12 protein-coding genes are annotated in these 17,670 nt (G+C 41.2%); 10 read left to right on the top strand and 2 right to left on the bottom strand.

Annotated features, from left to right (window positions below; all coding sequences use genetic code 11):
• Window positions 1–119: 119 nt before the first annotated feature.
• Entirely contained in the window at window positions 120–2,672 is a 2,553-nt protein-coding gene (locus tag BMY70_RS04850; RefSeq protein WP_090332801.1) for an ATP-binding protein, read from the top strand.
• Here BMY70_RS04850 and BMY70_RS04845 read toward each other — a convergent pair.
• On the bottom strand, window positions 2,660–4,030 hold the full coding sequence (locus BMY70_RS04845; protein ID WP_090332798.1) for a sigma-54-dependent transcriptional regulator: 1,371 nt from the start codon (window positions 4,028–4,030) through the stop codon (window positions 2,660–2,662). The genes BMY70_RS04850 and BMY70_RS04845 overlap by 13 nt on opposite strands.
• A gap of 131 nt (window positions 4,031–4,161) precedes the next feature.
• Window positions 4,162–4,464 carry a hypothetical protein gene (locus tag BMY70_RS04840; RefSeq protein ID WP_090332796.1) on the bottom strand — a complete coding sequence of 101 codons (303 nt, stop codon included), beginning with the start codon at window positions 4,462–4,464 and terminating at the stop codon, window positions 4,162–4,164.
• A 1,469-nt stretch (window positions 4,465–5,933) separates the two neighbouring features.
• Here BMY70_RS04840 and BMY70_RS04835 point away from each other — a divergent pair.
• The 9 genes from BMY70_RS04835 to BMY70_RS04795 all read left to right on the top strand — a co-directional run bounded on the left by BMY70_RS04835 (window position 5,934) and on the right by BMY70_RS04795 (window position 17,669).
• Window positions 5,934–10,061: a cadherin-like domain-containing protein gene (locus BMY70_RS04835; protein ID WP_090332793.1), complete on the top strand. Its 4,128-nt coding sequence runs from the start codon at window positions 5,934–5,936 to the stop codon at window positions 10,059–10,061.
• A gap of 215 nt (window positions 10,062–10,276) precedes the next feature.
• Window positions 10,277–11,005 (top strand): ferritin-like domain-containing protein, encoded by a 729-nt coding sequence (locus BMY70_RS04830; protein ID WP_090332790.1) that lies wholly within the window; start codon window positions 10,277–10,279, stop codon window positions 11,003–11,005.
• Window positions 11,006–11,035: 30 nt separating this feature from the next.
• Window positions 11,036–11,821 (top strand): ferritin-like domain-containing protein, encoded by a 786-nt coding sequence (locus BMY70_RS04825; RefSeq protein ID WP_090332787.1) that lies wholly within the window; start codon window positions 11,036–11,038, stop codon window positions 11,819–11,821.
• A gap of 243 nt (window positions 11,822–12,064) precedes the next feature.
• Window positions 12,065–13,297, top strand: coding sequence for a sulfite oxidase (locus tag BMY70_RS04820; RefSeq protein ID WP_090332784.1), 1,233 nt, complete (start codon window positions 12,065–12,067; stop codon window positions 13,295–13,297).
• A gap of 30 nt (window positions 13,298–13,327) precedes the next feature.
• Window positions 13,328–13,750: a hypothetical protein gene (locus BMY70_RS04815; RefSeq protein WP_090334683.1), complete on the top strand. Its 423-nt coding sequence runs from the start codon at window positions 13,328–13,330 to the stop codon at window positions 13,748–13,750.
• A 55-nt stretch (window positions 13,751–13,805) separates the two neighbouring features.
• Window positions 13,806–14,360, top strand: coding sequence for a thermonuclease family protein (locus BMY70_RS04810; RefSeq protein WP_090332780.1), 555 nt, complete (start codon window positions 13,806–13,808; stop codon window positions 14,358–14,360).
• 26 nt (window positions 14,361–14,386) lie between these two features.
• Window positions 14,387–15,004, top strand: coding sequence for a hypothetical protein (locus tag BMY70_RS04805; protein WP_090332777.1), 618 nt, complete (start codon window positions 14,387–14,389; stop codon window positions 15,002–15,004).
• Window positions 15,005–15,103: 99 nt separating this feature from the next.
• Window positions 15,104–16,246: a transporter permease gene (locus BMY70_RS04800; RefSeq protein ID WP_090332775.1), complete on the top strand. Its 1,143-nt coding sequence runs from the start codon at window positions 15,104–15,106 to the stop codon at window positions 16,244–16,246.
• A 43-nt stretch (window positions 16,247–16,289) separates the two neighbouring features.
• The gene (locus tag BMY70_RS04795; protein ID WP_090332771.1) at window positions 16,290–17,669 is read left to right on the top strand and encodes a hypothetical protein; all 1,380 of its coding nucleotides are present in this window, start codon (window positions 16,290–16,292) and stop codon (window positions 17,667–17,669) included.
• Window position 17,670: the final 1 nt, after the last annotated feature.

Here is a 17,670-nt window from a genome sequence, read left to right as displayed (position 1 = left end):
CCTGATTTTTTTATTCACTCAAAATCAACCGTAAATGACAGCCATTGTTGAAGTTTCGAGAAATAAACTTTTTTTTTGCAAAATTGCGTTACTAACTAGTAATCATTGATTTCTCATCTATGTCCTCTTTACGTAACCGCGCGATTTCCAAGTCTGTAAAAGGCAAGGTACTACTGGGATTTCTGGTAGCATTTGTTGCCCTTGGCTCTTCGTGGGTTATTAGTAAACTCGCATTTGAAAACATGGTGGACAAACTTGAAGTGCTTTCAACACCAAATGAGAAATTAAGGATTGTCAATAAAGTCTTCAAGGATATTTTGCAGTTGGATCAATTACAGAACGCAAGGCCGACAATTGATAAACAGGATTCGATTAAACAGATATTTTTTAATCAATCCGCACAGCTCCAGAGCACTCTAGATACGTTAAGTTTTCTTTGCCGTGACAGTAAACTTCAGGTGAGCAGAATTGATTCTATGAAAATTCTGCTGATGGCCCGGGATAGCATTTACAGCGATTATGTGAAAGTACGTTCCAAGCTGGTTAATAATAAGGATCTTTCGGATGAGGTACACTCTATCTCAGGATTAATTACCACAAAAAAAAGAGCCAAACCGGACAGTACGATTATCACTACAGAAAGGCGTACCACCACTACCACAACATACACAGAACCCGTCGTCCCGACGGTTGTGCCCGAGGAAAAAAAAGGATTTCTAAATCGGGTTTTTGGTTCAAAAAAAACGAAGACTCCCGCGCCTGTACCCGTCCCTAAAATTATTAGAAAAGAAGAAGTAACGTCACACATTGATACACTTTCTGTCGCTCGGGAAGATAGCGTTATTGAAAAAGTTGAAGTCGCAGTTCAGGCCATTGAGAAGTCGCAGCGTATGCGTACAAATAAGTATGTCAGCCGTGAACAGGAGTTAACTACGGCAGGAAATGCTCTTGTAGGCCAGCTTCGAAATGTGATGCAGGAAGTGCAGGGAGAAGTTGTACGCCAGGTTAGTACTGATGGATTACAGGTACAAAATACAGTCGGCAACAGTATCAATCTGATCGAGTATGTCATGATCGGGTTTTTGTTCTTGACTGCTTTATTAGCTTATCTGATTTTTACGGATATTACAAAAAGCAATAAATACCGATACGAGCTGGAAGAAGCGAAAGAAGAAGCAGAATATCACAGCATGGCCAAACAGCGGTTTCTGTCCAACATGAGTCATGAAATCCGGACGCCTTTACAGTCCATTATCGGTTATACAGAGGCTTTGACAAAAGACGAAAAACCGAAAAAAGAAGATCTTGAAACGCTTCATTCCGCATCCGAACATTTGCTCTATCTTGTCAATGAAGTATTGGATTACAGCCGTATTATTTCTGATCAGTTTACCTTCGAAGAAAGGACGTTTGCCATCACACCACTACTGATCGAGGTAGTAAAAATGCTGCGTCCGACGGCTTCTGCTAAATCATTAAATTTGTCGTTAGATAATGGATTGGAGGCTGATACTTATTTGCTTGGTGATCCATTCCGCCTTCGGCAGATTTTATACAATCTTCTTACGAATGCTATAAAATTTACAGAAAGCGGCGAGGTAAGTCTGAGAACCAGCAGTGTAGAATTTGACGGAAAAATTTCAGTAAAATTCGAGATCACTGATACGGGAATCGGCTTGTCGAGAGAGCAGATGCAAAGGGTTTTTAATCAGTTTGAACAGGCTGATCCTTCAATTGCCAGGAGATTTGGCGGGAGCGGTTTGGGCTTAAGTATTGTTAAGGCGTTGGTGGACGGCATGGGCGGAGACATCAGGGTTTCGAGCCGGCTGGAAGAAGGTACCACTTTTACAGTTGACGTCCCATTTGAGAAAGCCAGTGCACCTTTGAATAAAACAGACGAATTAAAAGAAAAACAATATAATATTCACGGGAAGGTTTGGCTTGTTGACGATGATGCCTTCATTCTAAAATGGTGTGCATCGATCTTGGCCTCCAATAACATCCCGCATGAAAGTTTTTCATCCGCGGAGGAAGTTTTAAGTACCGAGTGGGATAATGATGTCACTGTGGTGCTAACAGATATGCGTATGCCGGGTATGAACGGCGGTGAATTATGTATGCGGCTGCGAAAAATTATTCCGTCATTTGTTAAAATATATGTGCTTACAGCACAAGCTTTACCGGAGGAGCAGGTAAAGTTAATGGAAATGGGCTTTGATGGAATTTTGATGAAACCTTTCCATTCCTATGAACTTCTTGATCTGCTCCAAACAACTTCCGATAATAACCCTGAGGCTGTGTCGGAAAATAATATCGTAGATGATTCCGGCGAGCCGGATCTGAGCGTTCTCCAAGAAATGACGTTTGGCGATGAAGCTCTTTTGAAAGAAATCCTGGAACAATTTGTGAAGGATACCCGATTTGATCTTGATAGGCTAAAACAGGTTATTGAAGAAAACAACAAAGAAAGTATCCCTGAAATCGCTCACAAATTATCGGGAAGGATTGGCCAGATCGGAGCTTCGGCTCTTTCTTCAACTTTCCGGCGATTTGAAGTTTCTCTTCGCGCTGATCCTGAAAGTATTTTAAGGGCTGAGTTAGAATCTGCCGTATCTCAGACAGATTCCCTTATTGAACATATTGATGAGAAAATCGTTTATTATTCGATATGATACTTTTCGATTTTATAATAGAGCGTTTTCCGGTCAATATTAAGTAATTTGGCGGCTTTGCTTTTGTTGTAGCGGACATCCTGCAAAACCTTCTCAATCATCTCCTTTTCATGCGTTTCCTGCAACAATTTAAGATCTGATCCCGTTGCGAGAGCAGGTTTTGCTGCTATATTTTCCATGGTTGTGATCATCTCCTGCGGTAGTGCTTTAAGGTCAGCAGTTTCTTCTTTCGAGAGCAATACCAGTCGTTTTATGACATTATTAAGCTCACGCAAGTTGCCAGGCCAATCATACTTCATGAAAATATCCATGACTTCTTTCGATAGCTGGCGGACATTTTTATCCAGTTCCTCATTAGCCTTGTCGACAAAATGCTGGATGAACACCCCAAGATCCTCCCCTCTGTCCCGAAGCGCAGGAACCTGAATTTTAAACTCATTCAAACGATGATATAAATCTTCCCTGAAATCTCCGTTGGAAGAAATTGTAAGCAGATCCTCGTTGGTCGCAGCGATAAGCCGAACATCAACTTTCACAGGCTGAGTGCTTCCAATTGGTACTACAATTCTCTCCTGTAATGCACGAAGAAGTTTTATTTGTACGTCATAGCCAAGGTTACCAATCTCATCTAAAAATAAAGTTCCACCATCTGCCGCCTCGAACTGACCGATTTTATCAGTTAATGCACCTGTAAAAGCTCCTTTTTTATGTCCGAAAAGTTCGCTGGCTGCCAGATCTTTCGACAAAGAGCCGCAATCAATAGCAACAAAAGGACCGTCCGCACGCTTGCTTAGTCTGTGAATAGATTTAGCAACGTGCTCTTTTCCCGTTCCACTTTCGCCTTGTATGATCACAGACATGTCTGTCGGTGCAACGAGACGAACGTATTCATAAAGCTGTTTAGAGATTTTACTATTCCCCTCTATAAAATCAAGCGATTGTTTTTCAGGCTTCCTGGAAGTCGTTTTGACCGAGACAGTTGTCTTCCGGTTTAAAGCTTCTTTCAAAACCATCAATAATTCTTCCGGATTGACCGGCTTGGTAATATAGTCAAATGCTCCGCTTTGCATCGCATTGACGGCCGTTCTGATATCATTAAAACTCGTCATAATCAGGGCGGGAGTCCTGTTCCCCTCCTCGCGCAAGGATTTTAAAAGATCGAGCGAATTTCCATCCGGAAGGCGATAATCCAGCATTAGTACTGCGAAATCATCAGAAGCACCAGCCTTTGAACGAATGGCATCCTTCGCACCGGCTATTGTTGAGCAAACCTGTACTTCATGGCCATGCTTACCAAGAAAGTTGCTTAGTAGTTTGGAAAATGTAGTATCGTCTTCAACAAGCAGCAAATGAGCCATAAGGGCAAAATAAGTTAGTGGTAAAAAAAATATTCGTAAGTTAACGATTTACGGGATTACAAAATTGCAAAATTTAACGCCAAAAAGCCGGAGAAATATCCGGCTTTTTGGCGTTAAATGATCAATTATTACTATTCTACCTTTCTGCCGTCTTTATCGAGGTTAATTTTTGCTGTTTCGCTACCTTTTTTTAGAGATATTTCGAAAAATTGAGTTTTATCTTCCTTCGTGATAATGAACGCTTCTGTGATCTCCCATCCTGCATAAACGTCAGTTGCCAGTGTCGTTTTTATTGGCTGCGGCAAATCTTCCGGTTTCACAGATACTTTATCCTGTAATATAAATTCTACAACTGGTTCGCTTGTAGAACAATTTGCGCTTAGGCTGCCAGTCGTCATAGCAAGTATAACCAAAGCGATCGCTATATTTTTCATAAAATTTTCCGTGTTTTAGTTCAAAGTAAAAATCTGTTCGCTAACATAGAAATGTTCAAAACCTATGCCAGCATATTAGAATTTCATGCAATTTTATGAAAATACAAATAAAAAATAATAATATAAAATTATTTCTACAAGATGAATCCTTTTTAACATATATCGGAAGGAAATTAAATCAAAGCAATTCATATAAGACTTGATTATCAGGATACTTGTAAATCTGACAGACTTGGAAAATATTTATTTTTTTTATTGTGGCATCTGATAAAAATCTAAAATATTTATATATTTACAGCGAAGAAATTAAGTATTAGCCCGTAGTACAAATATTACACAAGCGTACAGCTATTAGCTTAAACAATGTAAATAATATTTTCCGAACATAAATTTCATATCAATAGAACAACCTTTACTCAACGTTATATAAGTCTTTCTAAAAGGATGAGCAGCAATATGTATTTGCCTGTTCATCCTTTTTTATTTCAGTACTGCCACTCGCCTCGAATTTCGAATAGTCCGGCGTTATAAGGTACAATCCAGGATTGTAGTATGAGCACTTCTTCCCTTCGGAATACACTTCGTTCTACCGAAAAATAAATTCTGCTGTCATTCAAGAATTAATTTCCATAAAAAAGATAACTACTTATTGTAAATTGTAGAAATTTTACTATGTTTATGGTAGCATATTTTTTGTTACCGACATGTAACTTAAGCTAGCACATTTTTAGAAATCGATTTGCAAAATAGATTATGGAAAAAGTTTACGTTAGACCTATCAGATAATTAAGCTCATAATATTGGCTGGCCATAATTATCTGATTACAATACCTTACCCCACAGAAATTTGCCGTTTGTCAAATATTATTTCGGCTTAACAGTCTGGTCCATAGCTACTCAGCGAACGGTGTCTGCAATACTAGTATTGAACGTAATAAATCCTGTAATGAAAATCAGGGATTTAATATCGTTGACATGGAAACCAGTTCAAAAGATTGCACATATATTTCTCACCATACATAGTACATTTTTATGAAAAACACACCACTACTATTTTTCTTTCAGCCCACCGAGGCAATCGGCTGCACTCAGTCCGGAAACGGTGTATTAAAATCACCATTCCTCCATTGTTGTTCTCCGCCAGTCCATTTGGCTTAAACAACTTAAATCCCAAGTCATAAATTTCCTATAACAGGTTTGAAATCGATCAAACTATGGCTGGGAAAGGTATGTCCTGCTCATTCAAGAATTCTTTACTAAATATTTCTCACTATAAAATTTAAATTCATGAAAACTTCTATTTTAAATAGATGGCAGATCACGCTGTCTGAACAGTCCCCCGATCCCGTCGTTTTGCAGAGATTTCGACCAAAAAATGATGGGTATGCCACTCTTAATCTCGGATATTCTCAATCCGAATTTTCAACATTCAACACAATCACACTACAAACCCTTTAATTTGAATTGTCATGGTTTCACATATCCACAAAACGGTTTTTAGAAAAAACACGTTTGTTATCTGCTGTATAGCAGTTATATGCTATTTTGTTTCGAATTTTGAGGCTTTCGCCCAACAGGCCAACCTCCCGCTGAACCCAACTACTTCAACACCGTGGGTAAACGGATCATCACCGAGCTTTACCGTTACGCAAAACAGTACTTCACCTGGTCTGAGTACATGGAATGTCAGCTGTGGAGCTTTTTGTTCAGAAAATACGGCTCCAAGAGCAATTGACAATAACTTGTCGGATCCAGCACGCGGAACCATCGTTATCGGCGGTTCTCTCAGCATAGCAGTCGCCGACGCAAACACTTACCAGGCAGGAAACTTTGTAGGTTTTTTAATAAGAAACACCTCGCTGGTCGGCCTTTCCGTGCTGGGCGGAGTTACTATCAAAACATATCTCGGAAATACATTACGGGAAACCAGCACTTCATCAAGCTTATTAGGTCTTAGTTCGTCATTGGTTTCAGATGCAACGGAGGTTGGTATTTATACGACATTGACTTACAATCGGGTAGAAATTACCATCGACAGTCCACTTGGCGTCATTACTACATATGACATTTTTCATGCCGTGCAACGGGCTTATAAAGCGGGGCCTGCTTTAGTATGTAACACAGCAACTGCTGTAAATTATCCGGAATTTCCGGTAGTCGTTTCTCCTGCAAGATCAGTTACTGCTGGTCTTGGTACATTGACGAACTCCGCAAATGCAGTGGATGCAACCACTACAAATGCTGCAAGTTTATCTGTAACCGGAGTTGGAAGCGCTTCTCTTTCAATCAAAGATCAAATCACAGACTATCCTGCAAAAACATTCGCGGGATTCGATATAGAAAACACAGCTGTGCTTAATTTAGGGGTATTTAATAACATTACACTAAGGACATATCTTGACGGGACTCTTCAGGAAACAAAAACCTCCACAACAGGTTTGCTTTCCGTTGGATTGCTGAGCAGCTCAGGCAGACAGCGCGTTGGTTTTGTAAGTAGCCTTCCGTTTGATGAAATTCAGATCACAATTGCCGCCACTTTAAGCGTAAATCTTGGAGCAACCCTTGTTTATAATGCTGTTTTCCAGACTTTCTGCGATGGGGTTGCACTTTCTTGCAATACGCCGACTGCGCTTACAAGCCCAAGTTATCCTGTTATAATTAGCACGCCAAATACCGGTATCGCCGGAGCAGTTTGTGCTAATTGCCAGATTACAAACACTGGTAATTTAATTGATGGAGACCCTGCCAGTCACACCGATATTGTGTTAACTGCAGCAGTAGGTGTAAGTGGGTCCGTAGCGGTCAAAAGTGTTGAGCAATCTTACCCGGCCGGAACATTTACAGGTTTTGACATCAACACCCCGAGCATAATAGGGGTAAATGCACTAAGTGGATTACGTATTCAAACGTACTTAAATGGTGTTGCTACAAGTGACGTCTATGGCAACGGAAGTCTGTTATCCGTTGGAGCACCTCTTTTAAGCGGGTCAGGCAGACAAACTATAGGTTTTGTTGCGACGCAAGAATTTGACGAGGTTAAGCTAACTGTTGACCAGACTGCCGGGTTGACTGTTGGTACAACCGAGGTTTATGGGGCAATATTTACTACTTTCTGTGCCGGAACTCCATTGGCATGTAACACACTAACCACTGTCACTAATCCAAGTTCTCCTGTTTATATTGATGGAAAAAATACGGGAATAACTTCACCGGCGTGTGTTGCGTGTACCATTAATAATTCCGGAAATGTGATTGACAGCGATCTTAATAACGCAGCAACAATTGTGTTGACGGCGGGTGTTGCAAGCTCTGCGACTTTTGCGGTAGGAGATGCGATTAATACATACAACGCCAATTCTTTTGCAGGATTTGATGTAGAAACTACTACCTTACTTTCCGCAGGCGCCCTGAGCAGCGCTACGATATCACTTTATAATAATGGAAGCCTGGTGCAAACCGGAACAGGGAATGCGCTTATCGTCGGCGCAGGTACTTCCCTGCTAACCGGATCCAGCCGCCAGATTGTAGGAATCGTAGCAAACCAAGCTTACGATGAAGTAAAAATTACCTTTACGCAGCTGGTTGGCGCAGATCTGGGTAACATAAAAATTTATGGAGCCATTTTTGATAGATTATGCCAGGGAACAATTGCCTGCAATAACAGTTACCTACTCACGCAACCAGAATTCCCGGTCGTTATCGACGCTGAAAAAACTGGTATTTCCGGAGTGGCATGTGTAGGTTGCTCGGTACGCGATCCATGGAATGTAATATCTTCAAGCAACTCTGACTTCTCCCGGGTGACATTGGTAGCCAATGTTGGAGCTTCCGCTGCAATCTCAGTAGTCGATCCAATTTCAACTTATCCTATTGGTACTGCTGCCGGATTTGTAATCAGGAATGTTAACAGCATTGCACAATTGGATCTTCTGAATTCTATTACCCTTGAGACTTATAACAACGGCGTTTTGCAGGAGTCAAGAGCGGGTTCTACGCTGCTTAATCTTGAATTGTTAAACATAATTACGGTTGGTGTTGGTACTCAGATTAATCCAAGTTTTATTACTACCCAGCCTTTTGATGAAGTAAGAATCGTCTTCTCATCTCTTGCTAGCGTAATTAATGTTGTTGATGTATTTGGTGCATTTATTGATACCAGAACTTCAATTGGTGGTGGTGCTTTGAGTTGTAATGCGATAAAAAATCCTGACTTTTCGGCGACACAGATAAATGTTCCTGTTTCCGCAAGTGTTTCGACCAACGATGTTTTACCGGCAGGAAGTACATATGGACCGTCGGCCACGGCAGCCCCGGGGAATCCATCAGGTGCCACCTTGGTATTGAACACAAACGGCACTTACACGTTCACAGCTACTACGAAGGGGATTTATAGCTACGATGTACCAGTTTGTATCCCTGAAACTCCTTGCACAAATGTACCGTTAGTGATAACAGTTAAAGACCCGGTTGTAAATACCAATATCCCATTTGCTAATTTTGACATTGCTCTTGTAACCGGTGCCGCTACTTCGCCCGGGCAAGTGGTAATAAATGTCAGAGCTAATGATGGAGTTGGAAACAAAAGCGGTGTATTAGGAAATCCTACGCCTTCCACACCTTCGCATGGGACAGCATCCGTATCAGGCGGTAACATCGTTTATACGCCTAACGCAGGATATTATGGCCCCGATATGTTCACGTATTCGGTTTGCGAAAGTCCATCAGGCTTATGTACAAGCACAACGGTTTATATCTCCGTGAGAGAACCTAACGCCGCGAACGCTACATCTGCTACAGACGATTATATAAATTCTGAAATCGGTATTACTTCCACAGGCAACGTGTCTGTTAATGATATAGATCCTAATGGAAATGATAAATTGGTATCACCTCAATCTATCACGGATAATACTGGTACCTTCACACTGTTGTCTGACGGAAGTTTCACCTTCGTTCCCGCATCCGGATTTAGCGGTCCGAAAAACTTCTCTTATACGACGTGTGACAATGGTACACCATCTGCCTGTGCTACTGCGACGCTACATTTACTTGTAGACCCAACGAGTCCACTTCCAGTAACGCTTACCACATTCACTGTTGCAAAAGAAGGTGAAGCTGCCTTGCTGAACTGGGCCACAACCTCAGAAACAAACAGTGACCGTTTTGAAATCGAAAGAAGCCAAAATGGTAAGCAGTGGGGTGTAATCGGTACTAAAAAATCAAATGGAGAAAGTACATCAATCAAAACTTACAACTTTGTTGATAGCGAACCTCTTAATGGAGAAAACTTGTACCGTCTGAAAATGGTGGACCTTGATGGAACATTCGCATATAGCCGTATAGAATCTATCTCCTTCGAAGGGTTAGCTGCCTCTTTCTATCCTAACCCGGTAGCTGAAAAGCTTATCATTAAGTCGAATGATTTCAATAAGGTAAAAAGTGTAATGATTTTTGATGCAAGTGGTAGAACTGTTTATCAGTCGCTCACCGTACCAAGCAGAGAAATCAATGTTGAGAACTTATCTTCCGGTATTTACCTTGTTCAGATGGTTCGTACGAATGGAACAGTTGTCACAAGTAAAATAGTGAAGCAATAGCTTTCAATATTACTATATAAAACAAAAATGCCCTGGAAATTGATTCCAGGGCATTTTTGTTTTGTATAGTAATCAAAGCATTTAATAAGACAGATATTAAATAATAAATAATTACACGTTTTTTCTGATACATCGATCTAAAGCATTTTTCCAGGCGTAGGTTTTTCAAATACTCTTTTCGATGGGCGAAAAGAAAATCGTAACCTTTAATTGCTATGATCAATAATAACATTTCACAGAAAGATTCCGATACCAAGAAAGGCGACGAATCCGTTTTGAACAGACGACTATTCTTACGTTCAGCTGGTATTGCAACAGCAGTTGGAACGCTCGCTATCGGCGCATGTAAAGATGACGACGATGATATGACACCTTCGACTGGAACTACCGTTGATTTGGGTAGAGACGATGTAGGTATTTTAAATTACGCTTACGCTCTGGAACAACTTGAAGCGGCATTTTATGAGCAGGTTGTAAAAACACCATATACGGGGATCACTGCAGCAGAAACTGCAATTCTTACCGACATTCGTGATCACGAAATTATCCACAGAGATTTCTTTAAGGCAGCACTTACAGCAGCTGCACCAACACAGATCATCCCGTCTTTGGAAGTTGATTTTTCTTCCATTGATTTTACCAACCGTGCGAAAGTACTGGGCGCTGCAAAACTTTTTGAAGATACCGGAGTTGCGGCTTATAACGGTGCAGGAAAATTCATCAAGAATGCAACATATCTGACATTGGCCGGAAAAATTGTTTCGGTTGAAGCTCGTCACGCAGCAGCAATCAGCGATTTGATAACACCTAAAACTGCTGATTTTGCAAGTGATACGCAGATTGACACAAACGGATTAGATAAAGCAACTCCATCAGCTACGATTCTTGCAGCTGTTCAGCCTTATCTTAAAACGAAGATCAGCGGTGCTAATCTACCTAAATAATTTCCCAACAGACTTCAACTTTTGACCGATATGGACATTTTCAAAATAGTAGACGAAATTCAAAAAATAGATGGTGACGCAATGGGCCGCCTGGAACATGCAACCCGCCGTCATTTTATGAGCAAAATAGGAAGTAAACTTGCAGCTGTGGCTGTTCCCACAGTTTTTGCTTCCATTGTTAACAAGGCTTATGCACAGTCAGCAGGAGCTATTGATATCTTAAACTTTGCGCTTACGCTGGAATATCTGGAAGATGATTTCTACAAGCAGGCAAACGGCACTGCTAACCTGATTCCTGCAGCCGATAAAGTAATTTTCACTCAGATTGGTAAACACGAAACACAGCACGTAGCATTCTTGAAAGGTGCGCTTGGAACAAAGGCCGTTGCAAAACCTACTTTTGATTTTACAGGAAAAGGTGCTTTTGCTTCTGTTTTTACAGATTACAATACGTTCCTTACCGTTTCACACGCCCTGGAAGATACCGGAGTCAGAGCTTACAAAGGACAAGCTGGTGGTTTGATGGCTGATCCTGCTCTATTGGAATATGCTTTACAAGTTCACTCCGTAGAAGCAAGACATGCTTCAATCGTACGTAAATTGCTTGGTGCTGCTACTGGAAATGCTTCAATTAAGTCTTGGATAACCGGAAACGCCGGAGCTCCTGCGGCAGTTTACGCTGGCGAAGACAATAAAACACAAGGCGGTGTAGATTTGACAGGTCTTGCAGGAAAATCAGACGCTGCGATTACTGAAGCATTTGACGAACCGCTTACAAAAGAACAAGTACTTGCTATTGCAGGGCTGTTCCTATAAAATACAGGTAACTGAATGAATGAGCAATAACCCACCCTGTTGAACCTATACATACACGACTAGTGCAAGTGAAGTTCAAAATCAGTGTTCACACGCTATAATTCAGAGAAAAAAAAAGGTTGTCCTTCACATAGGATGACCTTTTTTTATTGTTAAATTCAGTAAGTTTGAACTTCTGACAACTTTGTTAATAAGGTTTTCTGAACAAAGCCGTTATAATTGTTTTAAGCTGAACCCCATATTATGAAGTACCTTTTTGATAGACGCGGTTTTCTAAAAAAATCAAGTCTTGCTGCAATTGTTGCCTCCCTTGGAAGCGAAATTGTTTTTGCCGAACATCTTCCAAAAAACTACATTCCAGTTGCTTTCGGTGAAAAAGATGCTCTGAAAGGTAAAAATGCAAACCTGATCGTCCAGGGAGACCGCCCATGGAATGTCGAATCGCCTCTTGATTTGCTGGATGACCGTGTTACGCCTGTTGACAAAATGTTTATTCGTAACAATGGCTTGATTCCTGAAACTATCGACGTAAAAACGTGGACACTAACCATTGACGGTGAGTCAGTAAAAGCGCCAAAGACTTATACACTGGACGATTTAAAGAAAAAATTCAAACACTATACCTATCAATTGACGCTTGAATGTGGCGGAAACGGTCGCTCAGGATATTTCCCTGCTGCTTCCGGAAACCAATGGGGCCAAGGTGCTGTACATTGTTCAGAATGGACCGGCGTCAGATTAAAAGATATTCTTGCTGATGTGGGCGTAAAAAGTGACGCAGTTTATATTGGATATCATGGAAAAGATCAGCATTTAAGTAAAGATCCAAAAAAAGAAGCTATTTCAAGAGGTGTTCCCATTTCAAAGGCAATGGAAGACGAAACATTGGTAGCCTGGCAGTTGAATGGAAAAGATATACCTGAATTTCATGGATTTCCGTTAAGGTTGGTTATCGGCGGTTGGCCTGCTTCTGTTTCAGGAAAATGGCTGAGCGGAATTTCGGTTCGTAATAAGGTGCATGACGGAGCAAAAATGGAGGGACACAGCTATAAGATGCCGAAAAGTCCTGTCCCGCCAGGAACTGAAATTCCGACAACTGAGGAATATTACAAAATCATCGAATCAATGCCGGTGAAATCGTTAATAACATTTCCTAAAACAGGCGCTACAATAACTGCAAATGACGTTCTGCCTCTTCGCGGACATGCCTGGGCGGGGGATCTCGCTGTAAAAAAAGTGGAAGTTTCAATCGATTTCGGCGCGACCTGGCAGGATTGCAAGCTGGAAGGCCCAGTAAACCGTCTGGCCTGGCAGCATTGGAATACGAGCATTAAATTTCCGGTAAAAGGTTATTATGAAGTTTGGGTCCGTGCAACAGATACCAAAGGAGTTTCACAACCGATGGTCATTCCAGCCTGGAATCCGGGCGGATATTTGAACAATGCCTGTGAGAGAATTGCCGTTAAAGTAGGATAATCTGTTTCAAAAAATAAGATATAAATGAGAATTAAAGTAACCCTCATCGTTTTTTTGGGACTTGGAATTGTATTAAGCTCTTTCCGTCCGGAAACGGAAAGTAATATTAAATTTTCCTCGAACGACTTTTCATTGATCTCGACAAATACATTTGCGTCGGATACGACCAAACTGGATAAGGAAACCGGGCTTGTGGTGGATGAAAATTTATACATGGTCAAAGCACAGTGCACGGGCTGTCACTCTACAAAACTGATCAGTGCAAATCATTTCACCAGAGATGGCTGGAAGCAGAAGATCCGCTGGATGCAGGCAAACCACAATCTTTGGGATTTAGGGGAAACAGAAAAACAAGTTCTGGATTATCTGGAGAAAAACTATGCACCTCAGCAAATGGTTTCACGACGCGCGCCTTTGAAAGATATCAAATGGTATGATCTGAAATTGAAATAATAAGTTTCAGTCAGCGAAGTATTCTTACCTTTGCCCTCCAACTTATTAAGAATAAATGCGCGTGCCGAGTCTCAGAAATTCAAATTACAGATTATTAGTCCATTACCTTATTGCCCTTTCCCTGCTCCCGGGATTGCTTTCTTTAAAACAGAAAAACCAGCCCGGCGACAAGTATAAAGGAATCGTAAAATCCAGTACTTTACCTAATCCACTTAAGGCAGAAGTGATCGGCATCCAGGACGGAGACACGATTGAGTTGAAGTTTATTTTCGATGGAAAAAAAGCAGGTCTTCGTCAGGGCAAAGCGGTCAGAATTCGTTTTTTGCATATCAATTCCCCGGAGAGAGGAAAGCCGTTTTATAAAGTTGCCAAACAGTACACGTCTGAAAAATGTTTTGGTAAAATTGTAACGATAAAACATAACGGTGAATTTGACCGATATGGCCGGTTGTTAGGAGAAGTAGTTTTACCAAACGGCTCGGTTCTTAACAAGGAACTGGTGCAAAGAGGGTTGGCTATTCATTTCAAAAAATATTCGACAAGCCAGGAATATGCCAATCTCGAAATCAGCGCACAAAAGAAAAAACTGGGAATCTGGAGTCTTCAGTAATTTTTAGTTTAGTATAAAATAAGATTATGAGTTCAGCAGCCCTTTTTCAGATATTATATCAAAACGACGTTCTTTTTCACATCCCGGGAGAAATTCTTACTCCTTCCCGGGAGGCGGAAAACGTTCACGAAAATCGTGATACTCCTGAACCGATGGTTGTAAAAAATGAACCACCAGCGCTTAAACAAACAGTTACGATTCCGGCAGCGAACATTACCAAACCAGTTGAGCAAGCGGCCATGCCTGTCATTCCACAAGCTAAATTCCCTGTTTTAAGTCACAAAGTTCTGATACTTATTGATGAACCAAAACAACGGGAAATGCTCGTTTCGGAAGCACTGTTTTTGGATAATGTTTTGAAAGCAGTTGGTCATTCTTCCGAAAACTCGGATATTCTCAATTTTAGTTTTCTTTCAGGCCCGGATGCCCGGAGTGTTCTTTCCGAAAAACGCATTAATTATTTCATCACGTTCGGCGTTCCGTTGATAAAGCTTCAGCTTGATCTTTTACTCCCACCCTACACGCCGAAACAAGTGGAAGGAATCTGGTTTTTGCTAACCGATCCTTTGGCTGTAATCGAAGCAGACCGTGATTTGAAGAAAAAATTATGGATTGCACTAAAACAAATGTTCTTAAAGTCTTAACGGAGAACATTCTACTTACTAAAAATTACCGGCCATCACAATAATATTGGCAATAAGTCAGTTTTGATGGATACTTGCAGGCTTAACCATGAAAAATTTATGGGAAAATTCACTGAACGTATCACAAGCTGGCTCCGTTCTTCGAGGAACGACGAAGACAATTTTTACGACGACGAAACTGAATCACAAACAGAAGCTCCCTCCGGCTTCAAAGACACCATGCCTCAAAGTAACACAAATTCACCTGTCTCTTATCCGGCAGCATTTAAAAACAATATATCCCAGTCAGAAAAAAATCCTGTTCAGATAATACGCACCGAAGTAACTATTCCTTACTGGCTGGAAGACGAGGATACACTTCGTGACGAAGGCGTCCTTTTTGGATTATCAGAATCGGACCCGACAGAAAAAACGGATATTATTCATAAGTATTTTTCACATCTGGCGGCGGAACATCTGAGCAGTATCGAGCAGCATAATGAACATATTCAGGAATTGAATTTATTCATCGGGCACAAAAATAACCGTCTCGAAGAGCTTGATGAAAAACTTAAAAATCTGGTGGCTTCGAAACCTGGTGGCGAACACCATTTACCACGTACATTAATTGGATTATCTCTCTCCGTGGCGATGTGTGTCGGCAACTTTTTTCTGATCAAAGAATCGTTAAAACCTGCTTTTGCTGAAAGTTCATGGATAGCCCTGGGCGTCTTTTTAGCAGGTATGTTCAGCTTGTTTGGAAGAATTTCTATGTTTCATGATACGGAGTCGCGCGTTTCGTGGCGGGCGCTTTTAGAAGAAATTGGTCTGCCGTTTGCAGCGGCGCTTTTTGTTTTTGCCAACGCATTACCGTATCAGGGAACCTGGCAGGCAACCGCACTTTTTGTATTCGTTTTTTTCCTCTTTCTTTTTGCCGGAAAATTGTTGCTCAGCAATGTTACTGTTTTGAGAAATGACTTGCTTGCCCTTTTCAATATCAACCGCGATCGACGAGAATTTGTAGAAAACTCCGCAAACTGGGAAAATGAAATCCAGATTTTACGAGCAGAAATTGATGAATTACGCGTCAAAAAGTGGCAGGTTCTACGCGAACAAGGTCAGGCCGAAACCGAGCGTGACCGTATTTACGCAAGACGCGATATGTTGATCAAACTCTTTGAAAGCGAGTTTTTTCTGGCAAGACGGATGAAAAATCAGTTGACCAAACAACAATTGCAGGAGATCAGAAAAAGTGCGGAATAATTTTTTTGAATCTCACACTCTGTGTTATAAAACCTTACAAGTTATGGACGAACAAAACAGCGACTATCAACATGGCTATACCAGCGGTCTTGAAGGATTAGACCGCCAGGTTTATGAAGCATATTTGTCGAGTAATGTCAGCCACGATTGGGTGCTGGACCGCCTGAATCAAAAACGTGCTGAACTTGATGCTATTAAAAATAAAAGACAGGAAACAATCAGTGTCCATAAGCAGTCTTACGACAAGCTTCAGGATCAGGTGATGGGCGTAAACCAAAGCGCGAAAAAAATTAAAGATCTCGATACTTCTGTCTGGAATATTGGCCAGCAGACTGAAAAGCTGCAAGAGAAAAGAACCGAGTCAGCCCCCAATTATTCATTAGTTGCCGGTCTGATTTTCCTCGTTGCAGGTATTTCCTTTATTGCTGGTGACCTTATCATTTCTCATGAAATCGTTGCATATGCATTAAACATTCGTAACCCGAATGAGGCATGGGCTTTTGCTATCGGTCTGGCGATGTTATCCGTTTTGTTGAAACCGGCTTATGACCGGTTAATTGAAGAGCCGTATCAAAAAGAGGGTACAGAAAAAGCTAGAAACCGCTATGCCCGGTTCAAACTAATCCTGTCAATTTTCGCAATTGTAACTTTGATCGTATTAGGTTGGTTTCGATATGAAGCATACCGCACAGATAAATTAAAGGAAGCCATCAATAAATCGGTGAAAGGCTTGCAATTAAATGCTGTCGATCCAATGACCGGCGCACCTATCAACAGTCCTGAGCTCACCAATAAAATTGAGCAGGCACTTCGGAATTCTGATCAGCTAAACCTTGATCTGGTAAATAGTCCCTGGGCACTCCTGTCTTTCGTTTTGAGTGGAGTTCTTTTTGCCATCGCCGGTGCAATTTCGCTTGGTATGGCTTTGCCTGTACTGCAAGGTTTTTGGATGCGCTGGCTGCAAATTGATCCCAAATTATGGAGATTAAGAAGACGCAGGAAAAAAATCGAAAAACAACTGGATGAATTGCAGGAAACACTGACTCAGCAGCTTGCACAGAAAAGTATTCTCGAAAACGACCTGGCAGTATTACCTACCTGGGAAGAATTAAAACAGGAGGAAGCTGATATACGTACTGAAATCGAAAACCTGGAAGAAGAACGGAAACTTGCATTGACTGATAGCCGTATACAGTCGTTTGGAGACGGTTATGCACACGGACAAGTAACAAGAGATATCATGACCGAGGAAGAATATGAACATTGGAGAAATGGTCATATGACGGTATCGAATCTTGCCTTACGTGCAAAAACAAATCCATCCGACAGAGCTGTTACTCGTTCCAAAAATTCTGGAATGCGCCCTCATCAGGCCATACGGAAAGCGATTTCAGACCAGCTCGATGAGAACAATTCATTGTGAT

The sequence above is a fragment of the Dyadobacter koreensis genome (genome assembly GCF_900108855.1).
In the GTDB taxonomy this organism is placed as follows: Bacteria; Bacteroidota; Bacteroidia; order Cytophagales; family Spirosomataceae; genus Dyadobacter; species Dyadobacter koreensis.
This window is presented reverse-complemented; position numbering and strand designations above follow the sequence as displayed.